Genomic DNA, 26,812 nt, shown 5'->3' with positions numbered 1-26,812 from the left:
CTCGGGTGGCTCGGGTGGCTCGGGTGGTTCAGGCGGCACGGGCGACGGCGGCCACGGCGGCTCGGGAGGTGGCGGCGGTTCAGGCGGCAGTGGTGGCTCGGGTGGCAGTGGCGGCTCGGGTGGCAACGGTGGTTCAGGCGACGGTGGCCACGGCGGCTGGGGAGGTGGTGGCTCAGGCGATGGTGGCCACGGCGGCTGGGGAGGTGGTGGCTCAGGCGATGGTGGGCATGGTGGCAGCGGCGGCTCAGGTGGCTCAGGCGATGGTGGGCATGGCGGCAGCGGCGGCAGCGGTGGCTCAGGCGGCTCAGGCAACGGCGGCCACGGCGGTTGGGGCAACGGTGGCTCCGGCGGTCACACGGGCGGCAGCACCGGTGGCAACCCAGGCAATACCACCGGCGTAGGCGGCTCGGGCAATGGCAACCAAAGCAGCAGCGGCCTGCTCAGCCCGATCGCCAACCTCATCGTCAACGTCGGCGCGGTGAGCGTCCCGATCGTGCCGATCACGCTCGGCAACAACAGTGGCTCGGGCAACGGCAACGGCGTCGCCAATGGATCGTCGGCGGGATCGCAAACCGGCTCGGGTGGCTCCGGTGGATCGGGAGGCCACAACTCGGGCGGCCTGCTCGCGCCCGTGACGGCGCTGCTCGGCGGCGTGTCCGTGGTGCCGGTCAGCAGCGGCGGCTCGTCGGGCGGCAGCAGCAGTTCGTCGCCGACCAACCTGCTCAGCGGCCTGACCGGCGCGCTCGGCGGTGCAGCGGGCGGCGCAGCGCCGGGTGGATCATCGGGGCAGGGCAACAAGGGCGGCGGATCGTCAGCCTCGACGTCCAACCCCGCAGCGCCGCTGACGAACATCGTCAGCACGCTGACCGGCGCACTCGGCGGCGCAGCGGCAGGCGGCAATGGCGGCAGTGGAGGTAGCAGCGGTGGCAACAGCAGCGCAGGCAGCAGCGGCGCGTCCTCGCTGCTTTCACCGGTGACGGGCTTGCTCGGCGGCCTCACTGGCGGGTTGGGCGGCCTGGGCGGCGGCGCTTCGTCGTCGACGCCTGGCTCGCACAAGCGCTAACCCGGCGCTGTAGAGCAACGAAGGTCGAGTAACCACAGCCGGAGTTGACGCCCATCCCAGGTGTCAGCTCCGGCAATCTCAATACGCTTGACCTAGATCATCTAATTCCATTCGCGCGTCTGCTAAGTTCACCGCATCTCAAAAAGACAAACATAACGCGGTACGGGGCGCGACATGCAACACCACACGCTTGACGTCGAAATCGGACGCCTTTTGTCCGGGCCGCTGCTCGCCTGCGGCCCTGAAGTGACGATCCGCGAAGCCGCGCGACAGATGGCCGAGCATCGCTACAGCGCGATCGTCGTCACCGACGCGGGACGGCCCATCGGCATCTGGACGGAGCGTGACGCGCTCGCCCTGAACCTTCACGCCGACGCAGCCACTCAGCCCATCGCGACGGCGATGAGCCAGCCGGTGCGCGCGCTGCCCTCCCACACACGCGCACGCGAGGCCGCCGCACTGTTCGCGCGCGAGGGCATCCGCCATTGCCTGGCCGTCGACGACGCGGGCAGTCCGCTGGGCCTCGTCACGCAGACCGACCTCGTCATGAGCCAGGGCCCGGAGTGCTTCCTGCGCTTGCGCACGCTGGCCTGCGCAACGCCGCCGCGCCCCCATTGCATCGACGCCGATACGCCCTTTGCCGAAGCCATGGCGCAGATGCGCGAGCGCCGCCTGAGCGCGATCGTGGTGCGCGATGCGGACGGCGGCCTCGGCATCCTGACCGAGCGCGACGTGGTGCGCGCGGTCGCACAAGGCGCGCTCGATCGGGCGAACGTCGAAACAGGCCGCTACGCAAGCCGCCCGTTGCGCTCGCTCGCGCATTCGCGCAGCCTGTATTCCGCGCGCCAATACCTGATCGAGCATCGCATGCGTCACGTAGGCGTCCTGAGCGATACGGGCGAACTCACCGGCTTGCTGGGTTTCGCCGATATCCTGCGCGACCTCGAACACGAATACGTCCGCGAATTGCAGGACGCTTTGCGCGAACGCGACGACGCGCTGCTGGCGTCGCGCGCGAGCCTGCGTCTTGCCGACCAGGTGGTCGAATCGACGCTGGACGGCGTGATGATCACCGACCTGCGCGGCACTATCGAGCGCATCAATCCGGCCTTCACGCGCCTCACGGGCTACACGGAAGACGATGCGGTGGGCCGCAACGCCAGCCTGCTGAGTTCGGGCCGCCAGGGCCCGGCGTTCTACGCCGTGCTCTGGCAAAGCATCGAAGCGACGGGCCACTGGAAGGGTGAAATCTGGAACCGTCGCAAGGACGGCACGCTGTTCCTCGAATACCTGACGATTTCCAGCATCCGGGACGCACATGGCCGCTGCACGCATTACGCGGCGATCTTCGCGGACATCACGCAGCGCCGCGAAACCGAGGAGCGCCTCAGTTATCTCGCCACCCACGACGCGCTCACCGGCCTTGCCAATCGCACGCTGTTTACCGAGCGCATCGCACTGTCGCTCGCGCGTGCGCGGCGCTCGGGCAAGCGCGTGGCCGTGATGTTTCTCGACCTCGACCGTTTCAAGCTCATCAACGACACGATGGGCCACAGCGTCGGCGACGAGGCGCTCACGGTGATCGCGCGACGCCTGCGCGATGCCGTGCGCGAGACCGATACGGTCGCGCGACTGGGCGGCGACGAGTTCACGCTGCTGATTGAAGATATCGACGATATCCGCCATGTAGGCCGCATCGCGGAGATGCTGCTCACGACGGTCGCCGCGCCGATCCGCGCGGCGGAGCAGACGCTGTTCGTCACGCCGAGCATCGGCATCAGCATGTTCCCGGACGACGCGCGAAGTGCCGGGCAACTGCTGATGCAGGCCGACCGCGCGATGTACGAGGCGAAGGACGCGGGCAAGAACAACTTCCAGTTTTTCGCCGCACCAATGACTTCGTGCGCGATGGAGCGCATCCAGCTCGAAGCGCAACTGCACCGCGCGATCGATGCGAATGAATTGCTGCTGCACTACCAGCCCGAATTCGATGTCCAGACCGGCCGGTTCTCCAACGTGGAGGCCCTGGTGCGCTGGCAGCATCCGCAGCGCGGCCTCGTGCCGCCCGACCAGTTCATCCCGATTGCGGAGGAATCCGCACTGATTGTGCCGATCGGCGCGTGGGTGCTGCGCGAGGCATGCCGCCAGGCGCGTGCGTGGCTTGACGAAGGCTTCGATTTCGGGCGCATCTGCGTGAACCTGTCCGCGCGGCAATGCATGCACGACGGCTTCCTGCCGCAACTCGCCACGATACTTGCCGAAACCGGGCTGCCCGCGAGCCGCCTGCAACTCGAACTCGTCGAAAGCATGGCGATGACGTCGGCGAACGGCGGCATCGAGGCGCTGTTGCAGGAACTGGCGGCGCGCGGCATCAGCCTCGCGATCGACGACTTTGGCACCGGCTATTCCTCGTTTCGCTACCTGCAGAAGCTGCCGGTCGATACGCTCAAGGTCGATCGCTCGTTCCTCGCGCAGATCGGCGCGGCCGCGAGTGGTGATGGCGCCAGCGACGGCTCCGGCGACGGCTCGATCGTGCGCGCGATCGTGGCGATGGCGAAATCCCTCGGGGTGTCGGTCGTCGCGGAAGGCGTGGAGACGCCGCAGCAGTTCCAGTTCCTGCGCGAGATTGGCTGCGACCGCGCACAAGGGTTCCTGCTTGCACGCCCAGCACCTGCCGCGACCATGCCGCGCACTTTGCCCGTCTTCGACACGGGCCGAACCGCCGCGTGAATTCATAAGTATTTCGTAATCCTGTTGATCTGGAGAGTGACGTGACCACTCACGATGAGATGCTGCTGCGCTCGATGACGGCGCTCGTCAGCTCGCATGGCAAGGCCATTTCGCGCTTCGGCGCGAGCGTGGTCGTGATGAGCAAGTTCGCCGAGGCGGTCTTGCCGCAACTTTCGGCGGTACAGATCGAGCGTACCGTCGAGGCGTTTCGCGCGCTGATCGGCGACGCCCTCGACGTGGCGGACGATACGGACAAGGCCGTGCTGCCGGGCGACTATCGCGCCACGCTGATCGAACAGAGCAATGTGCTGTTGAACCGGCTTGGCGGCAATGCCGCTGCGCCGCGTTGAAAGGGGAGAGGTCATGGGCAATCTGACGATTCGAAGCGGGCTGCTGGCGGTGCTCTGCACCTTCGCGGCGATGCTGGTGGTAGGCGCGGCGGTGGGCGTGCTGATGATCGGCCGCGCCGACGAGGCCGCGCATCGCGTGCACGAAGCCGCGCGAACGTCTGCGCTGGCCGACGCATTGGGACGCGACGCGGCGCAGGCGCAGGCGGCACTCGCGCGGGCCTACGCGGCGCTCAAGGAGCAGGGCGATACGGCGGCGCGCGACGGCGCATTGAGCGAGGCGCGTAACTTCATCGCGCAGGCCGCGCACGAAAGCGACGCGTTGCGTGCAGCGGACAACGCAAGCGCAAAGACCTCGCGCAGCGCAGCCGCAATTGCTATACAAGCAACACAAGCGACACTCGCGGCAAGTCTTCAAAGTGCCGCCGACGCGCTCGGACGCGGCGACACCGCAGCCTACGCGACGCTGGCCAGTGGAGACATTGCCCACGCAGGCGCGCAACTCAACGCCGATATCGCGGCCTTCCATCACGATGCGGACGCAACGGTTCGCGCCACGCTCGCGCAAGGCGTGCGCGAACACGACTGGGTCATGGCAATGGTCGCCATTGGCTTGACCGGTGCGCTCGCGCTCGTGGTCGTTACGCATATCGCGTTGCGCCGTCTCGTGACCGCGCCGCTCGCCGTCGCGGTCGAGGCGCTCAACCAGATCGCCGCCAACGACCTGGCGGTGCCCATCGCGCCGGGCGGGCGCAACGAAATCGGCCAGTTGCTCGACGCGATGCGGCGCATGCAGGACGGCCTTACGCTGACGGTGCGCAACGTGCGTACGTGCTGCGATGCGATCAATACGGGCGCGCGCGAAATTGCGGCGGGCAACCTCGATCTTTCGGCCCGCACCGAACAGCAGTCCGCCTCGCTCGAACAGACTGCGGCCAGCACCGAGCAGTTGACCGCCACGGTGCGCCAGAACGCCGATCACGCCAATCAGGCAAGCGCCCTGGCGGCGGGCGCCGCCGACGTGGCGCAGCGCGGCGGCCGCGTGGTGGAAGAGGCGGTCGAGACCATGGAAGCGATCACGCGCAGTTCGGGCAAGATCGCCGATATCACCGGCATCATCGACGGCATTGCGTTCCAGACCAATATCCTCGCGCTCAACGCATCGGTCGAGGCGGCGCGCGCGGGCGAGCAGGGACGCGGCTTCGCGGTCGTGGCGGGCGAGGTGCGCATGCTCGCGCAACGCAGCGCGGCGGCGGCGCGCGAGATCAAGTCGTTGATCGATGCGTCGGTGAAGGATGTCCGCGGTGGCCGCGCGCGCGTGAGCGAAGCGGGCGAGACGATGGCCGAAATCGTCGAGTCGATTGAGAAAGTTTCAGGCTTGATGAAAGAGATTGCGTCCGCAACGGTCGAGCAAAGCGCGGGCATCGAACAGGTCGAGCAGGCGGTGACGCAAATGGATCAGGTCACGCAGCAGAACGCGGCGCTCGTCGAGCAGGCGGCGGCTGCGGCAGGCTCGCTGGAGCAGCAGGCAAGCCTGATGGCGGAGGCGGTCGCGACGTTCAGGCTGCGCCCGCAAGGCGCGGTTGCGAAGGTTCGCGAGGCCCTGGGAAGCGAGGGTGTGGGGTTTGATGCGCTGGCGACCAATGCATGAGGCTATAGCGTTGGTTCGCCACAGCCGCTCATATCACGCCACGCCTTGCGACGCCACCGCATCGCCTGCCGCCTGCACCTCCTGTGCGCAAGCCTCCATCACCTCGGCAAAGACGCGCTTGGCCGGGCTGTCCAGATCGCGCCAGGCAAGGCCGATGCCGGTACGGTGATCGCGCAGGTCAAGCGGCCGCGCGACGACCCTGGGCGGCAGCGCCATCGCCGCATGTTGCGGAATCACGCCGATGCCTAGCCCTGCCGAAATCAGCGCGAGCATGGTCGTGTACTCCCCCAGTTCCGCCGCGATTTCCAGCGAAACGCGTTGCTGGCGGAACGCCACCAGCATCTCGTCGTAGAGGCCCGGCGCATAGCGGCGCGCTAGCACGAACGCGGGCCGCGCGCGCAGGTCGGCGGGACGGATCTGCGTCTTGAGCGCAAGCTCGTGCCCCTCGGGCACGGCCACGACGAAGCGCTCCTCCATTACGAGACGGATCTCAACACCCGCGCTGCTCACCGGCAGGCGCACCAGGCCGAAGTCGAGCTTGCCGTCATGCAGCGCCGCGATCTGCACGGGCGTCGGCATGTCCTTGAGTTCGAGCGTGATCATCGGGTATTGCGCGTGCATGCGCCGCATCAGCTCCGGCAGCAGGCGCGGCAGCACCGACGAGACGAACGCCACCCGCAACGTACCGATCTCCCCGCGCGCCGAAAGCCGCGCCGTCTGCTCCGCGCGCGCGGCCTGGTGCAGCGTCGCGCGCGCCTCGGGCAGGAAGACGGCGCCCGTTTCGCTCAACGCGACACGATGGCGGTCGCGCTCGAACAGGCGCACGCCCAGCTCTTCCTCAAGCGCCTTGATCTGCATGCTCAAGGCGGGCTGCACGATGCACAGGCGTTCGGCGGCGCGGCCAAAATGCAGTTCTTCCGCGAGCGCCACGAAGGCGCGCAAGTGTTTGAGTTCCATGGTGACGATCGAAGGCGGCGGCGTGGTTATCAATAATCATGATAACAAGGTCACGAAAGACTATTGGCCGAAGCGCGCAGAATACGGTCAACTCCCACGGAAGACACCGAAGCCACGCGCAACGCGCGGCTGGCGGCAGCGGGCCAGGTCTTGAGACCACCCGCCCGGCAGCTTCGCGACGCACACGAGAATGACGAACGAGACACTCCGCCTGTTCGGCCTGCACGGCCGCCGCGCCCTGGTGACGGGCTCGGGACGAGGCATCGGCCTGGCCCTCGCGGGCGGCCTGGCGCGCGCCGGCGCGTCGCTGGTTATCAACGCTCGCAATGAGGAGCAGGCCGCCGCCGTGGCTGCCCGTCTGCGCGACGAAGGCTTCGACGCCGATTTCGCCGTGTTCGACGTCACCGACGCCGAGGCCGTCAAGTGCGCCGTCGACGGGATCGAAGCACGCCTTGGCCCCATCGACATCCTCGTCAACAACGCCGGGATCCAGAAGCGCGCACCGCTCGACCAGTTCGCCGCGAGCGACTGGAGCGAACTGATGCGCGTGAACCTGGACGGCGCATTCCACGTTTCGCAGGCCGTTGCGCGTCATATGCTCGCGCGCGGGCGCGGCAAGATCGTCAACATCAGTTCGGTGCAGAGCGCGCTGGCGCGGCCCACCATCGCGCCGTACGCCGCGTCGAAGGGCGCGCTGCGCATGCTCACGCAGGGCATGTGCGCCGACTGGGCGCGTCACGGCATCCAGGTCAACGCGCTTGCGCCGGGCTACTTCGCGACCGAACTCAACCGCGCACTCGTCGACGACCCCGAATTCAGCGAATGGCTCTGCAAGCGTACGCCCGCAGGCCGCTGGGGCCGCGTCGAAGAGTTGTGCGGCGCCGCCGTGTTTCTCGCTTCCGATGCGTCGAATTTCGTGAATGGCCAGACGCTGTTCGTCGATGGCGGACTGACGAGCGTGGTGTGATGCAACGTGTGCGCGGTGTCCGCGACCATGCAAACAAGGATCAAGTAATGAAAGCCATTTTTCGCACGCCCTCCACGCCTTTGCGCGTCATCGCAAGCCTGACGCTTGCAATGACGCTCGGCGCGGCGGCGCACGCCGTCCAGGCCGCCGACTGGATCGTCTCCGGCAACGACGGCAAGTATCAGCGCGTCGAAGGGCGTGACACCTACCTCACGAACCCGCCGCCCGACACGCTCACGCTGCTCGATGCGAGCCATTTCCCGCCGCAGGTCAAGGCGACCGTGGAAGTCGAGAATGGCATCCAGGGGCCCCCGCAGGCCGTGGCCGTGACGCCCGACGGCGCGCTTGCGCTGGTGGCCGCGCCCACGCGTTACGACGACGCCGCGAAGAAACTGCTCATGGATCCGTTCCTGCGAGTGGTCGATTTGCACGCCACGCCGCCCACGGTCACGCGCGTCGACCTGGGCACGCATCCGCAGGGCATTGCGATCGACCGCAGCGGGCATCTGGCGCTCGTGACCGGCGTGGATGGCCGCGTGGCCGTGGTGCAGATCGACGGCAACAGCGTGAAGATCGCCGATTGGCTCAAGCTGGGCGAGAAGCGTCTGGCGGGCGTGAGCTTTACGCACGATGGCCGCCACGCGCTGGTGTCGTTGCGCGACGAACAGGGCGTAGCGGTGCTCGACGTCAACGACGGCCGCGCGAGCGACAGCGGCGTGCGGCTGTCGTCGGGCGTCGCGCCGTACACCATCGACGTATCGAGCGACGGCAAATGGGCCGTGGTGAGCGACGTGGGCCTCGCGGGCCTGCCTGGCTACACGGGCAAGCTGGCGGGCGATGCCGACGCGATCACACTCATCGACGTCTCGCACGAGCCGTTCCGCGCGGTGCAGCACCTCACGGTGCCGTCGCTGCCCGAAGGCGTGGCCATTTCGCCCGATGGCCGCTGGATCGGCGTGCAGGCGATGGACGGTTCGAACCTCACGCCGGACAACCCGGGCCGTCACGCGCGCGGCAAGGTCGTGCTGTTCGAGATCCGCAACGGCGTGGCGCAGCAGGTGGCCGTTGCGCCGGGCGGCGAGGCCGCGCAAGGCATCGTCTTCACGGCGGACAGCAAGTACCTGATCGTGCAGTTCAACGTCGAGCATCAACTGGCGCTCTATGCAGTCAATGGCGGTCGCCTGCACGACACCGGCAAGCGTATCGACATCAAGGGCGGGCCTTCGTCGCTGCGCACGACGCCGCGATAAACAGGCGCGACGCTCTTGCCGGCGGGCCGGCCGGCAAGAGCGTAAAAGATAAAACAATCAAGATAACTAACTTCTAGCCATTCCGATTTTTATACGGTAAATCATGCCTCATTCGATACCCACACTCTGTGGCTCGCTCGCGGGCCAGCCGTTCACCTTCAACGTCAAGGTGCACAACGCCGCCTATCGCGAACTGGGCGTCGACTACACCTTCGTGAGCTTTGGCGTCGAGGACGCGCCGCTGGCCGTGCAGGCGATCCGCACGCTCGGCATTCGCGGCATGAACGTGACGATGCCGCACAAGCAGGCGGTGATTCCGTATCTGGACGCACTGGACGAGACGGCGCGCGAGATCGGCGCGGTGAACACCATCGACAATCGCGCGGGCAAACTGACCGGCTACAACACCGACTGCGTGGGCGCGGTGCGCGCGCTCGAAGAAGTCACGAGCTTGCCCGGCAAACGCATCGCGCTGCTGGGCGCGGGCGGCGCGGCGCGTGCCATCGCCTGGGGCGTACGGCGAGCCGGTGCGGTGGTGACGGTGTTCAACCGCACGGCGGAGCGTGGGCGTGCGCTGGCGCAGGACTTTGGATTGCACTTTGGCGGCGCGCTGGAGGACTTCGATCCGCAGGCATTCGACGGCGTGGTCAACGCCACTGCGGCCGGTTTTCGGGCGCCGGACGCGAGCCCGCTGTCGCCGCATCAGCTTGCGTCGCATCTCTTCGTGATGGACGCGGCGTTCCTGCCGGTGCGCACGCGCCTGATCCGCGACGCCGAAGAAGCGGGCTGCGCGAGCGTCGACGGCACGCGCATGTTGCTGCATCAGTTCTGCGGGCAAATCGAGCTTTACACGGATCGGCCCGCGCCGTTCGAGGCCATGCGTACCGCACTGCTCGATGAAATCGAGCGCGTGTCGCGCATCGCTGCGTAGCAGGTTCACGTGTCCGGCAGTCCGCGTCAGACGGGCGCCGGGGGAGGAAGCCGATCGCGGCGCCGCCTGCATGCACAGGAGTTGAAATGGAAGGAGACGACATGAAGCAGCAATCGATTGCCATTCACGGCGCGGGATCGCGTGCGAACGAGCGCTCTGGCGAGGAGGCCGCTCAGGCCAGGGTGAGCTCGGCGGATCTTTACCGCGCGGCGTGGGCCGCCTCGATCGGCAGCGCGCTGGAGTACTACGATTTCGCGCTTTACAACCTGGCTTCCGCGCTCATCTTCGGGCCGCTGTTCTTTCCGTCGAGCGATCCGGCGCTGGGCCTGATCGCGAGCTTTGGCGCGTACTTTATCGGCTTCGCCATCCGGCCCGTCGGCGGCATCCTGTTCGGCGCGCTGGGCGACCGCTACGGACGCAAGTTCGTGCTGATGGCGACGATCCTGCTGATGGGCGTGGCAAGCACGCTGATCGGCGTGCTGCCCACATACGCTAGCGTGGGCATCTGGGCGCCGGTGCTGCTGGTGGGCTGCCGCCTGCTGCAAGGGCTCGGCGCGGGCGCGGAGCAGGCGGGCGCCGCCGTGCTGATGGCCGAATTCGCGCCGCCGCAACGGCGCGGCTACTTCGCGGCGCTGCCGTTCATGGGCGTGCTGCTGGGCACCGTGATGGCGGCGGCGATCTACTTCGCGCTCGTGCGTGTCGAAGACCTTTCGCAGACGCCGCTCTGGCGCGTGCCGTTCCTGTTGAGCGCGGTCATCATCGCCGTGGCCGTGTGGATCCGCCTGCGCCTGCGCGAATCGCCGTCGTTTGCGCGGCTCGAAGCACGCCAGCAAATCAAGGAAAGCCCGCTGCGTCACTTGATGCGCAATTCGAAGCCGACCGTGCTGAAGGTGATCGGCCTGCGCATGGCGGAGAATGGCGGATCGTCGATCTACCAGTCGCTGGCGATCAGCTATATCGCCACGGCGACCGGCCTGAAAGGCCAGATCGGGCCGCTTGCGCTGCTGTTCGCGGGAGCGTCCGGCGCGGTCGTGATTCCACTGGCAGGACTGCTTAGCGATCGCATCGGCCGCGTGAAAACGTACCGTATTTTCGCGGTCTATCAGCTTGTCCTGGCATTTCCGACCTGGTGGGTGCTGAGCCTCGGAAACGGCACGGCCAGCATCGTCATGCTGTGCGTGACGCTCGCGGGGGTGTGGGGCATGTTCGCGACGCAAGGCGCACTGCTGCCGGAGCTGTTCGGCGCGCAGCATCGTTATGCGGGCGTAGCGGTCGGGCGCGAACTGTCGGCGGTGGTGGCGGGCGGCATCGCACCGCTGGTGGGCGCATCGATCATCGCCTATGCGACGGCGCACTGGGGCGCAGGGCACGGCACGGTGCTCGCGTGGATCCCGCTCGCCAGTTATGTAGCAATCCTGAGCTTGATCGGTGTGCTGACAACGTTCCATATTCCCGAAACGCGCGGCCGCAGTCTCGACGATCTTAACGACGCCTGAAGCCAGCGTAGCGACGAATGACGACGGCGGCCTTGCTGGCCGCCGTTTTCTATTTCTCCGATGCGTGTGCACGCGCACCGATTCCTACAGTCCGTCCCCAATAAACTCTTCACGTGGAGATTTATTGCAAATTTCGCAATTGTTCTCTGCTTGACGATTCTATGGAACCGGTTCCATAATTCGCGCCGCTTCAGATCGTCGCACCTCATCGGCCAGGAACTGAGCGGCCGGCATGGCGTTGCGCGCAGTCGCGAGGCTTGTTGGGGCAGTGCCGCATGGCGTCGGGCCGTGTGGGCAGGGCCGCGTAACCATTCAGAAAAATGCAAAAAATCCACCCGCAGCACGCTGGCGACGCCACGCGCGATGTGCACGAAGCGGTGCCCAGCGCCCGGCGCCGCACCTTGCTCAAGACCCTGGTCGCGGCCCTGACGCACGCCGGTTTCCTCGCGGTCGCGCCCAGCGCCTTCGCGGGCACGCCGTTCGGCGCGCAGGATTTCCTCGCGGTTTCGCAGGCGCTCACCGGGCACCGGAACCTGGATGCGGGCATCGGCGCGCGTCTTTTCGCGGCGCTGGGCAACGCTGACCGTGGTTTTGCCGCCCGCGCCGCCGCGCTCGCGCAGCGCATGCAGCCCGGCCAGACGCCGCAGCAACTGCTCGCCGCCGCCGACCAGGCAAATCTGCGCGACACGGCGCTGGCCATCGTGACCGCCTGGTACACCGGCACCGTCGGCCACGGCACGAAGGCGGCGATGGTGACCTATGCCAACGCGCTCATGTACGGCACGGTGGGCGACGGCATGAGCCCGCCCACCTATTGCGCGAACGGCCCGCTCTGGTGGACGGCCGAGCCGCCTCCCGCCGATGTCGCGCCTCCCGCCGTTGCCGCTGCTGCGCGCCGCGCGCAAGCCTCCGCACCCGCCCACCGATCTGCCTGAGCGTCCGCACACGGACTAGCACCCCACATGAAAACACCCGTATTTGAAGCGAATGGCGACGTCACGGCCGATGTCGTGATCGTCGGTTCCGGCGTGGTTGGCGCACTGATTGCCGACCAGCTTGCCAGCGAAGGCCACTCCGTGCTGATGCTCGAAGCCGGGCTGCGCATCGAGCGCGCCCAGGCAGTCGAGAACTGGCGCAACATGCCGTTCGACAACCGCGTCGGCTCCGATTTTCAGGGCCTTTATCCGCAGGCCGAGCACGCGCCCGCGCCGCTGTACTTCCCGAAGAACAACTACGTGGGCCTGAGCGGGCCGGACGGCAACAGCTTCCAGCAAGGCTATCTGCGCACCGTGGGCGGCACGACCTGGCACTGGGCCGCCTCGTGCTGGCGCCATCTGCCAGTCGACTTCCGCATGAAGTCGACTTATGGCGTGGGCCGCGACTGGCCGATTCCCTACGAAGAACTGGAGCCGTACTACTGCCGCGCCGAGGAAGAGCTGGGCGTGGCCGGCCCGAACGATCCGTCGATGCAGTCGCCGACCGAGCGCAGCCGCCCGTATCCGATGGACATGGTGCCGTGGGGCCACGGCGACAAGCGTTTCGCCGAGATCGTCAATGCACACGGCTATCACTCGATTCCGATTCCGCAGGCGCGCAGCACGCGTCCGTGGAATGGCCGCCCGACTTGTTGCGGCAACAACAATTGCCAGCCGATCTGCCCGATCGGCGCGATGTACAACGGCATCCATCACGTGCAGCGCGCGGAGCACAAGGGCGCTCACGTGCTGGCGGAGTCCGTGGTCTATCGCATCGACACCGACGAGAACAACCGCATCACGGCCGTGCACTGGTACGACAAGGCGCACAAGTCGCACAAGGCGAGCGGCAAGCGCTTCGTGCTCGCCTGCAACGGCATTGAAACGCCGCGCCTGCTGCTGCTTGCCGCCAATGAGCGCAATCCCAACGGCATTGCGAACGCGTCGGACCAGGTGGGTCGCAACATGATGGATCACTCGGGCTTTCACTGCACCTTCCTTGCCAACGAGCCGATGTGGCTGGGGCGCGGCCCCGCGCAGAGCAGTTGCATCGTCGGCCCGCGCGATGGCGATTTCCGCGGCCAGTACTCGGCGAACAAGATGATTCTCAACAACATCTCGCGCGTGGGGCCCGCTACGCAGCAGGCGCTCAAGCTCGGCCTGGTCGGCAAGGAACTCGACGATGAAATTCGCCGCCGCGCGATCTATGGCGTCGACCTGTCGATCAGCCTGGAACCGTTGCCCGATCCGAACAACCGCCTCACGCTGAGCAAGACGCGCACGGATCCGCACGGCCTGGCGTGCCCGGACATTCATTACGACGTGGGCGACTACGTGCGCAAGGGCGCGCAGGCAGCGCACAAGCAGCTCGAACACATCGGCAGCCTGTTCGACGCGGTGGAATTCAACATCACGACGACGCTCAACGCGAACAACCACATCATGGGCGGCACGATCATGGGCGCGAGCGCGAAGGACTCGGTCGTCGACGGTAACTGCCGTGCGCACGATCACGACAATCTCTGGCTGCCGGGTGGCGGCGCGATGCCGTCGGCGTCGGTCGTGAATACGACGCTGTCGATGGCGGCGCTCGCCATCAAGGCGGCCGATTCGATCTCGGCCAGTCTGAAGGGGTAAGCCATGAGGATTGCTGATCGATTTTACGGGCTCACGAAATTCGGCTTTGCTGCGATGCTTTTGGGCGCAGCGCAATTCGCCTGGGCGCAGGTTCCGGCAGCCAGCGACGCCGATCCCGCATTGATCGCCAAAGGCCACCAGCTTGCCGTCGCGGCGGACTGCATGGCCTGCCACACTGCGGTCAATGGCGGCAAGCCGTTTGCAGGCGGTTACGGCATTGCGTCGCCGATGGGCACGATCTATTCGAGCAACATCACGCCGTCGAAGACGTCGGGCATCGGCGACTATACGGAAGTGCAATTTGCGCGCGCCTTGCGCGAAGGCGTGCGCGCGGACGGCGCGCATCTCTATCCGGCCATGCCCTACACCTCGTACACGGGCCTGACCGACGACGATGTCCACGCGCTCTACGCGTACTTCATGCACGGTGTCGCGCCCGTGGACGAAGCCGCGCCGCAGACGAAGCTGCCGTTCCCGTTCAGCGTGCGCGCGTCGATGGCGCTCTGGAACACGCTCTATCTGCGCGAGCGCCGCTTCGCGCCCGATCCCAAACACGACGCGCAATGGAACCACGGCGCGTATCTTGCGAACGTGCTCGCGCATTGCAGCGCCTGCCACACGCCGCGCAACTTCATGATGGCCGAGGACGCGAAGCAGGAGCTGGGCGGTGCGCAACTCGGGCCGTGGTACGCGCCGAACATCACCTCGGATGCAGTGAGCGGGATTGGCGCGTGGAGTGACGCGGAACTCGTGAGCTACCTGAAAACGGGCCGCGCGCCCGGGAAGAACCAGGCAGCGGGCCCGATGGCTGAAGCGGTGCAGAACAGCCTGCAATATCTCTCCGATCAAGACCTCGTGGCGATCGTCACGTACCTGCGCAGCACCACGCCGATCCGCGACGCGCGCGAGACGAAGCCTGCGTTCGCGCATGGCGCATCGGCGAGTGTCGAGACGGACTTGCGCGGCATGCAGCCGTCTAACGCCAACGGCACGCTCACGAGCGGCGCTGCACTTTTTAGCGGCTATTGCGCGAGCTGCCATCGCGTGGACGGCACGGGCAGCCCGAGCCAGGCGTATCCCTCGCTATCGGCCAATACGGCGACGGGTTCGCTCAATGCGTCGAACCTGGTCGCGGCGATGCTGTACGGCGTGGATCGCGAAGCAGGCGGCCAGCATGTGCTGATGCCGAGCTTCGGCGAGGACTCCTATGTTCAGCCGCTGAGCGATGAACAGGTCGCGTCGATTGCGAATTACGTGCTCGCGCAATACGGCAATGCCGATGCGCATGTTTCGGTTGAAGATGTCGCCGAGTCGCGCAACGGCGGCCCGCGCCCCTTGCTGGCGCGTCTGCAGCCGGTGATGGTGCCGGGGATCGTCTTGGCCGCGTTGCTGGTGATCGTGCTGGTGATCGGTTTCGTGCGCCGCGCGCGCCGCCGTCGCGCAGCGGCGCCGGTTGTGCCGACTCAGGCCGGGAAGGTATGACGGTTTTCGAATCAGGCACGCGCAGGCTTGCCACGCTCGCGGTATTGGGCGGCGCGGCGGCCTTTTCCGGGACTGCCGCGGCCCAGGGCAGCATCACGCTGTCGGGCATTGTCGATGGCGGCATTGGCTACAGCAGCAACGTGCGCGTCGCGCAATCGGCAGGCGCAGCGGGAACGCCCGCCGTGTACGTGGGCCGCCCGAGCTACGGCTTTCAAAGCGGAACATGGAACGGCGACCGCTGGCGGCTGATCGGCTCCGAGGATCTGGGCGCAGGTCGCAAGGCGCTTTTCTACTTCGAAAACGGCTTCAATCTGGGCACGGGCGCAGCAGGGCAGAGCGGCCGCCTGTTTGGCCGGCAATCATACATGGGGCTGGCCGATGAAAACCTCGGCACGATCACACTTGGCCGCCAGTACGATGCGATTGTCGACATGGTCGGCGCAATCGGGCCGACCAGTTTCCTGACCGGCATGGCCGCGCATCCCGGCGATATCGACAACGTCGATAACAACGCGCGCATCAACAGTTCGATCAAGTACGCCAGCCCGCGCCGTTACGGCCTGCAATTCGAGGCGGTTTACGGTTTTGGCGGCGAGGCGGGCAGCGTCGCGGCGCGCAATGCGTGGAGCGTCGGGCTGGCGTATCGCGAAGGGCCATTCAATCTCGCGGCGGCTTATTTGCACGCCAATAGCGATGCCGCGCAGGGCGCGTGGAATGGTATCTACGACGGTTACTATTCGTCGTCGATCAATGAGGGCTTCGCTTCGGCGGCCAGGCTCGATGTGTTCGCCGCCGCGATGACGTATCGCTATCGCGCACTGACGGCGGGGCTCAACTGGAGCAACGCGCGCTACGACGCTGGCGCGGGATCGTTGTTCGCGGGCAGCGCGGTCTTCGACACGATCCAGGCGACGTTGAGCTGGCAGGCAACGGCGGCGCTGCGCGTGGCGGGCGGCTACGGCTACACGCATCGCAGTTCGGTGGGCGACGCGGATAGCGCGCAGTATCACGAGTTCAACCTCTCCGCGTTTTATGCGTTGAGCAAGCGCACGTGGCTCTATGGGCTGGTGGGCTACCAGCAGGCCAGTGGCGCCACGCTCGACGCCTGGGGCAATCCCGTGGCGGCGACGGCGTCGCTCGGCGACGTGTCGAACGGCGCGTCGTCGGCGAATGGCCGGCAGGTCGTGGCGCGGATCGGATTGCGGCAGTTGTTCTGAACGACGCGGCGGCAAGAAGTTAGGGTAGCCCACCCATTGACGCCGTCTGACGATTTTGCGATACAGAATATAATTCCGCGGACTCATGCCCGCGGGGAACCGCGCTCAATATTCCCACTATCGCAATGTCTGATACCGCGCAGAAGCCGGCCCGAGCAAGCGCTCACAAGGAAGATCGCCATTTCGTCACCGCGCTCGCGCGTGGGCTCGACGTCCTCGCGTGCTTTCGCGGCGGCGACACGACGCTGACCAACCAGGAAATCGCCCAGCGCTGCAAGCTGCCGAGGTCGACGGTCTCGCGGCTCACGATGACGCTCACGAAGCTGGGTTACCTCATTCATCTGGAAGATAGCGGGCGCTATCGCCTGGGCACCGCCTGCCTTGCGCTGGGCAGCTCGATGCTGGCGCGGCTTGACGTGCGCAAGATCGCGCGGCCCATGATGCAGGAGCTTTGCGAGTTTTCGGGCGGCACGGTGTCGCTGGGCGTGCGCGACCGGCTGTCGATGTTGTATATCGAGAGCTGCCGCAGCACGGCGGCGCTTGCGCTCACGCTCGATGTGGGCTCGCGCATTCCGCTGGGCACGTCCGCGATCGGGCGCGCGTGGCTGGCCGCGGTGTCTGCACGCGAGCGCGAGGAGGCGATGGAGCAGATCCGCGAACTCGACGACGTGGCATGGCCGAACGTGCGGCGCGGCATCGAGCAGGGCGTGAGCGACCATGCGGAACTGGGCGTCACCTGCTCGTTCGGCGAATGGCAAAAGGACGTGAACGGTATCGCGCGCGCATTTGAACCGGGCGGCGGCCTGCCCGTCATGGCGATCAACGTGGGCGGGCCTTCCTTTTCGCTTACACAGAAGTTTCTGCTGAACGAAGTGAAACCGCGCCTGTTGCAGATGATCGCGCAACTGGAAGCGGCGATCGCAGGACGATAAAAATCTGGGCGCAGGCCGCCTGCCTGCGCCTTTTTCTTTTTGTTTAATAATTCGGAATGCGAATTTAAATTTGCGCGATTGCCGCTTTGAACAGGCGTCTGGATCGGCCAGAAAGCCTGTCTGCACCGTGGAATCTTGAGCGTCCTTCTCATGCCGCATGAATTGCGGGGGCTTTCAGTTTCCTTCGCGCATAAAAATCCTGGCTTTCAAATCGAACCCTTGCCAGTGGGGTTTTTCCTGATCTCTTGAGTGGAATCGACGCTTTACAGCGCTGCAGCCCCCGCGTTAGCATTTCTGCAGTGCAGAATTCATGATTGCTTTGCAGAATAATTTCCCGGCGCAGACGCGGCTTAATTTCAGTGGCCGCGCCTCGCCTATGGAGGGCTGTCGATTCCATGAGCATCGATCTCCAGTCGAGCTTTAGCGGGACGCGTCCCGTTGCGGCCGCACATGCCTTTAATGTTGGGCGGCTTACCGAATGGATGCGCGAACACGTCGAAGGTTTTTCGGGCGACGTGAGCGTCGAGCAATTCAAGGGCGGCCAGTCGAACCCGACCTTTCTGCTGGAAACCGGCGATGCGCGCTATGTATTGCGTCGCAAGCCGCCGGGCGCGCTGCTGCCGTCGGCGCACGCGGTGGAGCGCGAATACCGCGTGATCCGCGCGCTCGCGCAAACGGCAGTACCGGTTGCAAAGGCCCACGCGCTATGTGAAGACGCCGATGTGATCGGCTCGCCGTTTTATTTGATGGAGTACGTGGAGGGCCGCATTTTCTGGGATGCGGCATTGCCCGGCATGACGCGCGCGGAGCGCGGCGCGGTCTATGACGAAATGAACCGCGTGATTGCCGCGTTGCATGGCGTCGATCCCGATGCGATCGGCCTGGGCGACTATGGCCGTGCTGGCAACTATATCGAGCGCCAGGTCGCGCGCTGGACGCGCCAGTATCGCGCGTCCGAAACCGAACGCATCGAGGCGGCGGATCGGCTGATCGACTGGCTCCCAAAACACATTCCGCAAGGCGACGAACGCCGCATCGTGCACGGCGACTACCGGCTCGACAACGTCATCTTCGCGCCGCACGAACCGCGCATTCTCGCCGTGCTCGACTGGGAGCTGTCGACGCTTGGGCATCCACTCGTCGACTTCGCCTATCACTGCATGATCTGGCGCATGCAGGCCGGCGCGCGGCGCGGCCTGGTGGGCCTCGATATCGCGTCGCTGGGTATTCCCGACGAAAAGGCCTACCTGCGCCGCTATCTGGATACCGTTGCGCACGCATCGAGTTCGACGGTGCCGGAAGCCGACTGGGGCTACTACCTCGTTTTCAATATGTTCCGGCTCGTGGGCATCCTGCAAGGCGTGATGGCGCGCGCATTGCAGGGCAACGCGTCCAACGCGCTCGCGCTCGAAACGGGCCGCCGCACGCGGCCGCTCGCGGAGCAGGCATGGGCGCTGGCGCGCGAAGTCGACGCCATGCGGTAACGCGGCGCGCGCACAGGACGCACGCTTTTCAGGCTGACAATTCACGCGGACAAGGCTTATGAACTTCGAACATTCTGGCAAGGTCAAGGAACTTCAGGCGCGTCTCACGGCGTTCATGGAGCAGCATGTGTATCCGGCGGAGAAACAGTTCGCCGCCGAAATGGACGCGGCGCGCCGCGCGGGCAATCCGTGGCAGCCTGCGCCGGTGATGGAGCAGCTCAAGGACAAGGCGCGCGCGGCCGGTCTATGGAATCTGTTCCTGCCCGCGCACGAAGGACACGGCGGCCTGACGAACCTGGAATACGCGCCGCTGTGCGAAATCATGGGACGTTCGTCCATTGGCGCGGAGCCGTTCAATTGCTCGGCGCCCGATACCGGCAATATGGAAACGCTGCTGCGCTACGGTAACGAAGCGCAAAAACGCGAATGGCTCGCGCCGCTGCTGGAAGGCAAGATCCGCTCGGCCTTTGCGATGACCGAACCTGCGGTCGCTTCGTCGGATGCGACCAATATCGAAGCGCGCATCGAGCGTGACGGCGATCACTACGTGATCAATGCGCGCAAGTGGTGGACGTCGGGCGCGAACGATCCGCGCTGCAAGATCCTGGTTTTCATGGGCAAAACCGATCCAGAGGGCGCGAACCGTCATCAACGCCAGTCGATGGTGCTGGTGCCGCTCGACACGCCGGGCGTCACGGTGCTGCGCCATTTGCCGGTGTTCGGTTACGACGATGCACCGCACGGGCATGCCGAGGTGCTGTTCGAAAACGTGCGCGTGCCGGTGACGAACGTACTGCTTGGCGAAGGACGCGGCTTCGAAATTGCGCAAGGACGTCTCGGGCCGGGCCGCATTCATCATTGCATGCGCCTGATCGGCCGCGCCGAACGCGCGCTCGAAGCGATGTGCCGGCGCACCACGCAACGCACCGCATTTGGCCGCGCGATTGCCGACCAGGGCGTGACGCGCGAGCGCATCGCCAATGCCCGCATCCTGATCGACCAGGCGCGCTTTCTTGTGCTGCACGCGGCCTGGAAGATGGACGAAGTCGGCAACAAGGCGGCGCGCAAGGAGATTGCCATGATCAAGGTTGCCGCGCCCGCCATGGCCTGCCAGGTGATCGACTGGGCCATCCAGGCGCACGGCGGCGGCGGCGTGAGCGACGACTTCGGCCTCGCGCGCGCCTATGCGAGCGCGCGCACGATCCGGCTGGCGGACGGCCCGGACGAAGTGCATCGCAACGCCATCGCCAAGATGGAACTCGCCGCTTACCTTTGAGTTGTGGAGCGCAAGGCCATGAATGCAAATTCTCATCTGGCTGCCGACCCGGTCAACGCGCCGTTTGCGAGCATCGGCGACCAGGTCCGCAAATGGGCGGTGGAGCAGGGCGACCAGCCCGCCTTGATCTGCGACGGTGCGGCCTATACCTACGCCGATCTCGACGCGATGATCGACCGGTGCGCGAGCGCGCTGCAACGCGACGGACTCGTGCCCGAGGACGTGGTGGCGATCTGCGCGAACGCATCGCCCTGGTATGTGGCGGTGTTCCTGGGCGCGCTGCGCGCGGGCGCGGCCGTCGCGCCGCTCGCGCCTTCCTCGCATCCGGACAGCCTCGCGGGCATGATCGCGAATTCCGGCGCGCGCGTGCTGTTTGTAGACGCCGCCGTGCGCGAGGCCCTGCAAACGGCGGCGACGCCGCCTGCGGTGCGCAGCGTGCGGCTGGACGCACAGGGCGACGCCGAAGACACCAAGGGCATTGACGCCTGGCTCGCGCCGCGCGGGACGGTGCCGCGCCATGTCGAAATCAGGCCCGAATGGGCGTTCAACATCATCTACTCGTCGGGGACGACGGGCCTGCCCAAGGGCATCGTGCAGTCGCACGCCATGCGCTTCGCCTACGCGCAGCGCAGCATCGAGCGCGGTTATGGCCCGCACGCGGTCACGCTGATTTCCACGCCGCTCTACTCGAACACCACGCTCGTGAGCTTTTTCCCCACGCTGGCGCTGGGCGGGACGGTCGTGCTGATGCCGAAGTTCGAAACAAAACGTTATCTGGAACTGGCGCAGCAGCATCGCGCCACGCACACGATGCTCGTGCCGGTGCAATATCAGCGCCTGATGGCCGAGCCGGACTTCGACCGCTACGATCTGTCGGCATTTGTTTCGAAGTCCTGCACGAGTGCGCCGTTCAGTGCGCGCGTGAAAGCCGATGTCGTGCGCCGCTGGCCCGGCAGCCTGACCGAGTTCTACGGCATGACGGAAGGCGGCGCGTCATGCGAGCTGTGCGCCAACGACCACCCGGACAAGCTGCATACCGTGGGCCGGGTGATGTCCGGCCACGAGATGCGCCTGATCGATGCGGCGGGCGATGAACTGCCGCCTGGCAGCATCGGCGAAATCGTGGGCCGCTCGCCGACAATGATGACGGGCTACTATCGCCAGCCTGAAAAGACGGCGGAAGCGGAGTGGTACGACCGCGAGTGCCAGCGCTTTATCCGCACGGGCGATATTGGCCGCTTCGACGACGATGGCTTTCTCGTGCTGATGGATCGCAAGAAGGACATGATCATCTCGGGCGGCTTCAACGTCTATCCGAGCGACCTCGAACAGGTGCTGCTGCAGCATGCGGATATCGCGGAAGCGGCGGTCGTGGGCATCGCGTCGGAGCGTTGGGGCGAGACGCCGGTGGCGTTTGTGACGTTGCGTGAGGGTGCTACAGCAGACACCGAGGCGCTGGCAGGATGGGCGAACGAGCGGCTGGGAAAAATGCAGCGCCTGGCCGAAGTCGTTGTCGCCGATGCACTGCCGCGCAGCGCGATCGGCAAGGTACTCAAGCGCGAATTGCGCGAAAGTTTCAAGCCTTCGCGCGCTTATTGATTCAAGGTTCTTTATCGTTCGAAGCGGGCCGCGGATGCGGCCCGTTTGCGTTCAGTCCGGCTTTATTTCGCTGACGCCACCGCCGTATCGGGCAGCGCCTTGATGTTGCCGCCTTCCACCACGGCGACGACCGCGCGGCCCATGGTGATGCCGCCGCGCGCATCGACGCCCGTCAGCCCATGCGGATTATTCTGCGCCGCGAGCGACTTGAGCGCCTGGTCGTAAGCCTTGCGGATCGCGGTCGCGTCAGTGGTTGTGCCTGCAACCTTCATCGCCTGCGCCGTGGCCCACACGGCCGTGTAGTTGAGCGAGGCTTCCTGGCTCGGCAGGCGGCCGCCGTGCGTCTTCGAGAAGCGCGCGACGAACGACTTCGCATCCGGCGAAGGATCGTCGCCAATCGGCATCACGCCGATCGAGCCGTCGAGCGCGCCATAGCCGCCCGCGATCTTCGCGACTTCATCGAGCTTGGCCTGGTCCATCACCACGAAGCCGCCCTTGAAACCCAGTTCGCGCGCCTGGCGGATGATGAGCCCCGTCGGCTCGGACGGCCCGCCCACGAAGATGACCTTGGGCTTCGCCGCCAGTACGCGGCTCACGCCGCTGTAGAAGTCGGTCGCGCGGTTATACGACATCGGATTGTCGGCGACGATGGTGCCGCCCGCCGCTTGCCACGCGGGCTTGAAGGCGGCGGTCCAGGCCTTGCCGTAGTCGGTGTCGGTGTTGGCGATGGCGGCGTCCTTGCCGAACTTGTCCATCTCGTACTTCACGAAGGCGGGCGTGTACGAGGTGAATTCAGGCGGAATGCGTATCGTGAGCGGGTTGCCGCGCGCGGCCAGTTGCGGCACGCTCGTGTAGGCAAGCAGAAGCAGCTTCTGCTGCTGGTTGATGGTCTGGACTGCATAGCAACCACCCGAGTGCGGCACCAGCACGACACTGGCGTTGTATTCCTGCGAAAGACGCCGCGCGTTGATGGCGGTCTCGCTCGGGTTGTACTGGTCGTCGAGCGCCACGACGTCGATCTTGACCTTCTTGCCGCCGACCACGAGGCCCGCCTGATTGATCTCGGCGATGGCCATCTGCATGCCTTCCAGCACTTCCTGGCCGTATTTCGCGGCGCCGCCGCTAAGCGGCCCGGAATAGCCGATATGGACAACGGCTTCCTGCGCCATCGCCGGAGCAGCCAGGGTCAATGAAACAGCGAACGTAGCGGCAACGGCGAGAGACAGCTTCCTGACGATCATGAACGTATCCTCGAAGGAGTGACGATGAAGAACCGCTGAATCGAAACGTTTTGCATGGAGGCGTCAACCGCCCACATAAGCGCGCCGCACGGCTTCGTTGCCGGCCAGCGTTTCGTACGTGCCTTCGAGCACGATGCGGCCCGATTCCACGACATAGGCGCGATGCGCGATCTTGAGCGCCGCGTGCGCGTTTTGCTCGGCGAGCAGCACGGTCGTGCCCGCGCGATTGATGCGCTGGATCACCTCGAAGGTCTGCTTGACGATGAGCGGCGCGAGGCCCAGCGACGGCTCGTCGAGCAGCAGCACGCGCGGGCGGCTCATGAGCGCGCGGCCAATCGCCACCATCTGCTGCTGCCCGCCGCTGAGCGAACCCGCGGGATCGTCCTTGCGGCCGACCAGATCGGGAAAGAGCGTGAGCACGTCGTCGAGGCGCTGGCGATTGCCCGCGCGATCGCGCCGGTGCGTGTACGCGCCCAGCATCAGGTTCTTGAGCACGGACATCGCCGGAAACAGCTTGCGTCCCTCGGGGCAGTGGATCACGCCGGCGCGCACGACATCGGCGGGACGCTTGCCGACCAGGTTGACGTCCTTCAGGCGGATCTGCCCGGTGCTCGCGCGCGTGAGCGCACTGGCCGCGCGAAAGATCGAGCTTTTGCCCGCGCCGTTCGCGCCCAGCAGCACGACCAGCTCGCCTTCGTCGGCGCGCAGGTTGATGCCGTGCAGCGCGCGGAAGCTGCCGTAATCGAGGCTTACGTCATTGAACGTCAGCATGTTCGCTCCCGAGGTAGGCGTCGATCACCGCCTGGTTCTTGCGGATTTCGTCGGGGGTGCCCTCGGCGATCTTCTCGCCGTGGTCGAGCACCATGATCTTGTCCGCCAGGTTCATGATCATGCTCATCTTGTGTTCGACGAGGCAGACGGTCATGCCGCGCCGCGCGATCTTGCGGATCAAGGCGGCCAGGCCGTCGGTTTCCTCGGGGTTAACGCCGCCCGCGGGTTCGTCGAGCAGCAGCAGCGTTGGGTCAGTCGCAAGCGCGAGCGCTATCGCCACACGCTTGCGTTCTTCCTGCGTGATGCCGCCTGCTGGCCGCGCCTCCAGATGCGCGAGGCCCACGAAATCGAGCGCTTCGCGCGCCTTGTCGCGGCAGGTGCGCTCCTCAAGCTTGCAGCGCGAGGTGCGCAACAACGCGTCCCAGAGATTCGAGCGCGTGCGCAGGCGGTGCCCGACGATCAGGTTCTCCAGCACCGAAGCCGCTTCGAACAGCGCCGTGGCCTGAAACGTGCGCGCCACGCCCAGCCGTGCCATCTGGTCGGCGCGCAAGCCCGTCACGTCCTGGCCGCGCAGGCGGATCGCGCCCGCGCTTGGCCGGTACATGCCGCTGATGAGGTTGAAGAAGGTGGTCTTGCCCGCGCCGTTCGGGCCGATGATGGCGTTCACGCGGCCTTCGTCGATCTGCGTGCTGACGTTCGTGACGGCCTTCAGGCCTCCGAACTGTTTTGAGAGCGTGCTTATTTCAAGCATGGCCGTCTCCGCTTGAGGTGGCGCGGCGCGCCGGCGGCGCAGCCACTTCGCGCAGCGCGATGCGGCTGCGCACGCCCTGATAGAGGCCCACGAGACCGCGCGGCAGGAAAATCAGCAGCGCGATCAGCAAGGGGCTGAACACGAGAAAGCGATAGTCCTGCATGAACTGCAGCGACTGCGTGAGCCAGGGCAGTGCAATCGCGCCCAGCAGCGGCCCGACCAGCGTGCCGATGCCGCCCACGACCGCATACATCGTCATGTCGAACGTATGGCTGATGTTGGCCAGATCGGGGCCGAGAAAGCGCACGAAGCCCGCATACAGGCCGCCCGCGATCCCTGCATAAAACGTCGAGATCAGGAACGCCAGCATCTTGTTGCGCATGAGATCGATGCCCAGCGCCTGCGCCAGATGCTCGCTGTTGCGGATCGCGACGAAGGTGTGGCCCACCAGCGAATGCACGATGCGATGCATGAGCCACATGCCCGCGGCAAGGAACGCGAACGTGAGGTAATAGAGCGCGCGCGGGCTTTCGAACGAGACCGGGCCGATATCGGGCGGCGCGGCGATGCCGATGATGCCCACGACGCCGTGCGTGACGCTGTCCCATTTCTCGATGACGAGAAAGATGATGTAGCCCACGCAGAGCGTGAAGATTGCGAAGTAATTGCCCTTCAGGCGCAGCGAGACGATGCCGACGAAAAAGCCCAGCACGACGCTCAGCACGCCCGCGAGTGCAAACGCGGCCCAGAACGGCACCTGATAATCGACCGTGAGAATCCCCACCGTATAGGCGCCGACCGCCATGAAGCCGCCATGCGCGAGGTTGAACTGGCCGGTATAGCCGGTCAGCAGGTTCAGGCCGACGGTTGCGAGCGCAAAGATATAGGCGGTGGACATCACCGTGAGCGAGTAGTCGTTGCGCACGAGAAACGGCAGCACGAGTCCCGCGGCAAACAACGCGATCCAGCCGAGGTTGCGCGTCACGGAAGCGTGAGGAGCGTGAGGTGTTTTCGTCATGATGCGCGCATCTCCCGCGAAAAGAGCCCTTGCGGACGCAGGGACAGGATCGCCACGAGCAGCACGAAAGCGATCAGGTCCTGGTAGTCGGGCGAAACATAAAAGGCCCCGAAACTTTCGGCCAGCCCGATGATGAGCCCGCCCACCACGGCGCCCGGTACGCTGCCCATGCCGCCCAGGATGATGATGACGAATGCCTTGAGGATCACTAATTGACCCATCGCCGGATAGACCAGGTTGATGGGCGCGTAGAGCGCGGCGGCCACGGCGGCCAGCACGCCGGAGAGCGCGAACGTGGCCATGCCGACCTTGCGCGGATCGATGCCCATGAGCGCCGCGCCTTCGCGGTTCTGCGCCACGGCGAGGATGGTGGAACCGGCCACCGTGTGGTGCAGGAACAGCTGCAGCGCCAGCACGAGACCAAATGCAGCGGCGATGATGAGCAGGCGCTGGATGGGCGCGATCACGCCGTTCCATTCGAGCACGCCCGACCACGGCGGCGACATGCGGTGGAAGTCGGTGCCCCAGAGCGCCTGCGCGGCCGCTTCGAGGAACAGCATGAGGCCGATGGCCGCGATCATCGGCGCGAGTTCGGGGGCATTGCGCAGCGGGAAGAACACGAGACGTTCTGCGAGCACGGCCACCACGGCCACGCACACGGCGGCGGCGGCCATCGCGCTCCAGTAGCCCAGCCCGAATCGTGTGGTCAGGTAGAACGCCGCGAACGCGCCGACCATGTAGAACGCGCCGTGCGCGAAATTGGGCACGGCCATGATCCCGTACACCAGCGTGAGGCCTAACGCGACGAGGCTGTAAATGCCTCCGAGCGTCAGGCCGTTGAGCACCTGCTGCAAAAACAGATCCACCGTCACCTCCCGAATACGGGCCTTCTGCGTCGTCTGCCGCGCGCGGCGGCATGCAGGCGAAGGCCGGAGATTGAACTGCCGTGCTCCGATGTGCGGGATCACGGCAGGCGTTTCGATCATGCGGTTGCTGCGAGAACGGGCCGTCGGTAGCGACATCGGCATGCACTTCCG

22 protein-coding genes and 1 pseudogene are annotated in these 26,812 nt (G+C 65.9%); 16 read left to right on the top strand and 7 right to left on the bottom strand.

The annotated features are described in order from the left end of the window. The 4 genes and pseudogenes from BBA01S_RS48485 to BBA01S_RS43015 form a co-directional block, all read left to right on the top strand. Nucleotides 1–1,063: pseudogene (locus tag BBA01S_RS48485) on the top strand (hypothetical protein); the annotation flags it as partial. A 174-nt stretch (nt 1,064–1,237) separates the two neighbouring features. Next, nucleotides 1,238–3,793: an EAL domain-containing protein gene (locus tag BBA01S_RS27335; protein ID WP_027819228.1), complete on the top strand. Its 2,556-nt coding sequence runs from the start codon at nt 1,238–1,240 to the stop codon at nt 3,791–3,793. Between the two features lie 41 nt (nt 3,794–3,834). Beyond that, the gene (locus tag BBA01S_RS27330) at nt 3,835–4,143 is read left to right on the top strand and encodes a hypothetical protein (RefSeq protein ID WP_156966100.1); all 309 of its coding nucleotides are present in this window, start codon (nt 3,835–3,837) and stop codon (nt 4,141–4,143) included. 13 nt (nt 4,144–4,156) lie between these two features. Continuing rightward, complete coding sequence (locus BBA01S_RS43015; protein WP_063750570.1) at nt 4,157–5,791, top strand: methyl-accepting chemotaxis protein; 1,635 nt, start codon at nt 4,157–4,159, stop codon at nt 5,789–5,791. A gap of 33 nt (nt 5,792–5,824) precedes the next feature. Here the strand turns inward: BBA01S_RS43015 and BBA01S_RS27320 are convergent, their stop codons facing one another. Beyond that, nucleotides 5,825–6,748, bottom strand: a complete 924-nt coding sequence (locus BBA01S_RS27320; protein WP_027819226.1) for a LysR family transcriptional regulator — start codon at nt 6,746–6,748, stop codon at nt 5,825–5,827. 190 nt (nt 6,749–6,938) lie between these two features. Between BBA01S_RS27320 and BBA01S_RS27315 the strand changes: the two genes are divergently transcribed. From BBA01S_RS27315 to BBA01S_RS27275, 9 genes are all read left to right on the top strand, one after another. After that, entirely contained in the window at nt 6,939–7,715 is a 777-nt protein-coding gene (locus BBA01S_RS27315) for a glucose 1-dehydrogenase (protein WP_027819225.1), read from the top strand. Between the two features lie 110 nt (nt 7,716–7,825). After that, complete coding sequence (locus BBA01S_RS27310; protein ID WP_042297995.1) at nt 7,826–8,965, top strand: YncE family protein; 1,140 nt, start codon at nt 7,826–7,828, stop codon at nt 8,963–8,965. A gap of 103 nt (nt 8,966–9,068) precedes the next feature. Next, nucleotides 9,069–9,896: a shikimate dehydrogenase gene (gene aroE / locus BBA01S_RS27305; RefSeq protein ID WP_027819223.1), complete on the top strand. Its 828-nt coding sequence runs from the start codon at nt 9,069–9,071 to the stop codon at nt 9,894–9,896. Nucleotides 9,897–9,982: 86 nt separating this feature from the next. After that, nucleotides 9,983–11,392, top strand: a complete 1,410-nt coding sequence (locus BBA01S_RS43010) for an MFS transporter (protein WP_245641604.1) — start codon at nt 9,983–9,985, stop codon at nt 11,390–11,392. 320 nt (nt 11,393–11,712) lie between these two features. Further along, nucleotides 11,713–12,327, top strand: coding sequence for a sugar dehydrogenase complex small subunit (locus tag BBA01S_RS27295; RefSeq protein WP_027819222.1), 615 nt, complete (start codon nt 11,713–11,715; stop codon nt 12,325–12,327). Nucleotides 12,328–12,354: 27 nt separating this feature from the next. Next, nucleotides 12,355–14,004 (top strand): GMC family oxidoreductase, encoded by a 1,650-nt coding sequence (locus tag BBA01S_RS27290; protein WP_027819221.1) that lies wholly within the window; start codon nt 12,355–12,357, stop codon nt 14,002–14,004. Nucleotides 14,005–14,058: 54 nt separating this feature from the next. After that, a complete protein-coding gene (locus BBA01S_RS43005) occupies nt 14,059–15,486 on the top strand; it encodes a cytochrome c (RefSeq protein ID WP_042297985.1) in 1,428 nt (475 codons plus the stop codon). Then, a complete protein-coding gene (locus tag BBA01S_RS27280) occupies nt 15,483–16,703 on the top strand; it encodes a porin (protein ID WP_084162575.1) in 1,221 nt (406 codons plus the stop codon). Before BBA01S_RS43005 ends, BBA01S_RS27280 begins: the two co-directional genes overlap by 4 nt. A gap of 125 nt (nt 16,704–16,828) precedes the next feature. Then, on the top strand, nt 16,829–17,635 hold the full coding sequence (locus BBA01S_RS27275; protein ID WP_027819219.1) for an IclR family transcriptional regulator: 807 nt from the start codon (nt 16,829–16,831) through the stop codon (nt 17,633–17,635). A gap of 148 nt (nt 17,636–17,783) precedes the next feature. Here BBA01S_RS27275 and BBA01S_RS47055 read toward each other — a convergent pair whose 3' ends face one another. After that, the gene (locus tag BBA01S_RS47055) at nt 17,784–18,032 is read right to left on the bottom strand and encodes a hypothetical protein (protein WP_156966098.1); all 249 of its coding nucleotides are present in this window, start codon (nt 18,030–18,032) and stop codon (nt 17,784–17,786) included. Between BBA01S_RS47055 and BBA01S_RS27270 the strand changes: the two genes are divergently transcribed. The 3 genes from BBA01S_RS27270 to BBA01S_RS27260 are packed head-to-tail and all read left to right on the top strand — an operon-like array spanning nt 18,031 to nt 21,994. Beyond that, complete coding sequence (locus BBA01S_RS27270) at nt 18,031–19,119, top strand: phosphotransferase (protein WP_027819218.1); 1,089 nt, start codon at nt 18,031–18,033, stop codon at nt 19,117–19,119. The genes BBA01S_RS47055 and BBA01S_RS27270 overlap by 2 nt on opposite strands. Before the next feature lie 58 nt (nt 19,120–19,177). After that, nucleotides 19,178–20,395: an acyl-CoA dehydrogenase family protein gene (locus BBA01S_RS27265; protein ID WP_027819217.1), complete on the top strand. Its 1,218-nt coding sequence runs from the start codon at nt 19,178–19,180 to the stop codon at nt 20,393–20,395. An 18-nt stretch (nt 20,396–20,413) separates the two neighbouring features. Continuing rightward, a complete protein-coding gene (locus BBA01S_RS27260; RefSeq protein ID WP_027819216.1) occupies nt 20,414–21,994 on the top strand; it encodes a class I adenylate-forming enzyme family protein in 1,581 nt (526 codons plus the stop codon). Nucleotides 21,995–22,056: 62 nt separating this feature from the next. Here BBA01S_RS27260 and BBA01S_RS27255 read toward each other — a convergent pair whose 3' ends face one another. The 5 genes from BBA01S_RS27255 to BBA01S_RS27235 form a co-directional block, all read right to left on the bottom strand. Further along, a complete protein-coding gene (locus BBA01S_RS27255; RefSeq protein ID WP_027819215.1) occupies nt 22,057–23,235 on the bottom strand; it encodes an ABC transporter substrate-binding protein in 1,179 nt (392 codons plus the stop codon). A gap of 63 nt (nt 23,236–23,298) precedes the next feature. Beyond that, complete coding sequence (locus BBA01S_RS27250) at nt 23,299–24,006, bottom strand: ABC transporter ATP-binding protein (protein ID WP_027819214.1); 708 nt, start codon at nt 24,004–24,006, stop codon at nt 23,299–23,301. Beyond that, nucleotides 23,990–24,757 carry an ABC transporter ATP-binding protein gene (locus tag BBA01S_RS27245; protein ID WP_027819213.1) on the bottom strand — a complete coding sequence of 256 codons (768 nt, stop codon included), beginning with the start codon at nt 24,755–24,757 and terminating at the stop codon, nt 23,990–23,992. Before BBA01S_RS27245 ends, BBA01S_RS27250 begins: the two co-directional genes overlap by 17 nt. Beyond that, entirely contained in the window at nt 24,750–25,775 is a 1,026-nt protein-coding gene (locus BBA01S_RS27240; RefSeq protein WP_042297984.1) for a branched-chain amino acid ABC transporter permease, read from the bottom strand. The genes BBA01S_RS27245 and BBA01S_RS27240 overlap by 8 nt, the downstream gene beginning before the upstream one ends. Beyond that, nucleotides 25,772–26,641 (bottom strand): branched-chain amino acid ABC transporter permease, encoded by an 870-nt coding sequence (locus BBA01S_RS27235; RefSeq protein ID WP_027819211.1) that lies wholly within the window; start codon nt 26,639–26,641, stop codon nt 25,772–25,774. Before BBA01S_RS27235 ends, BBA01S_RS27240 begins: the two co-directional genes overlap by 4 nt. Between the last annotated feature and the right edge of the window lie 171 nt (nt 26,642–26,812).

The organism is Paraburkholderia bannensis NBRC 103871 (assembly GCF_000685015.1).
Classification (GTDB): Bacteria; Pseudomonadota; Gammaproteobacteria; order Burkholderiales; family Burkholderiaceae; genus Paraburkholderia; species Paraburkholderia bannensis.
Note: the sequence above shows the minus strand (reverse complement) of the source record. Positions and strands in the feature narration are given on the sequence as shown.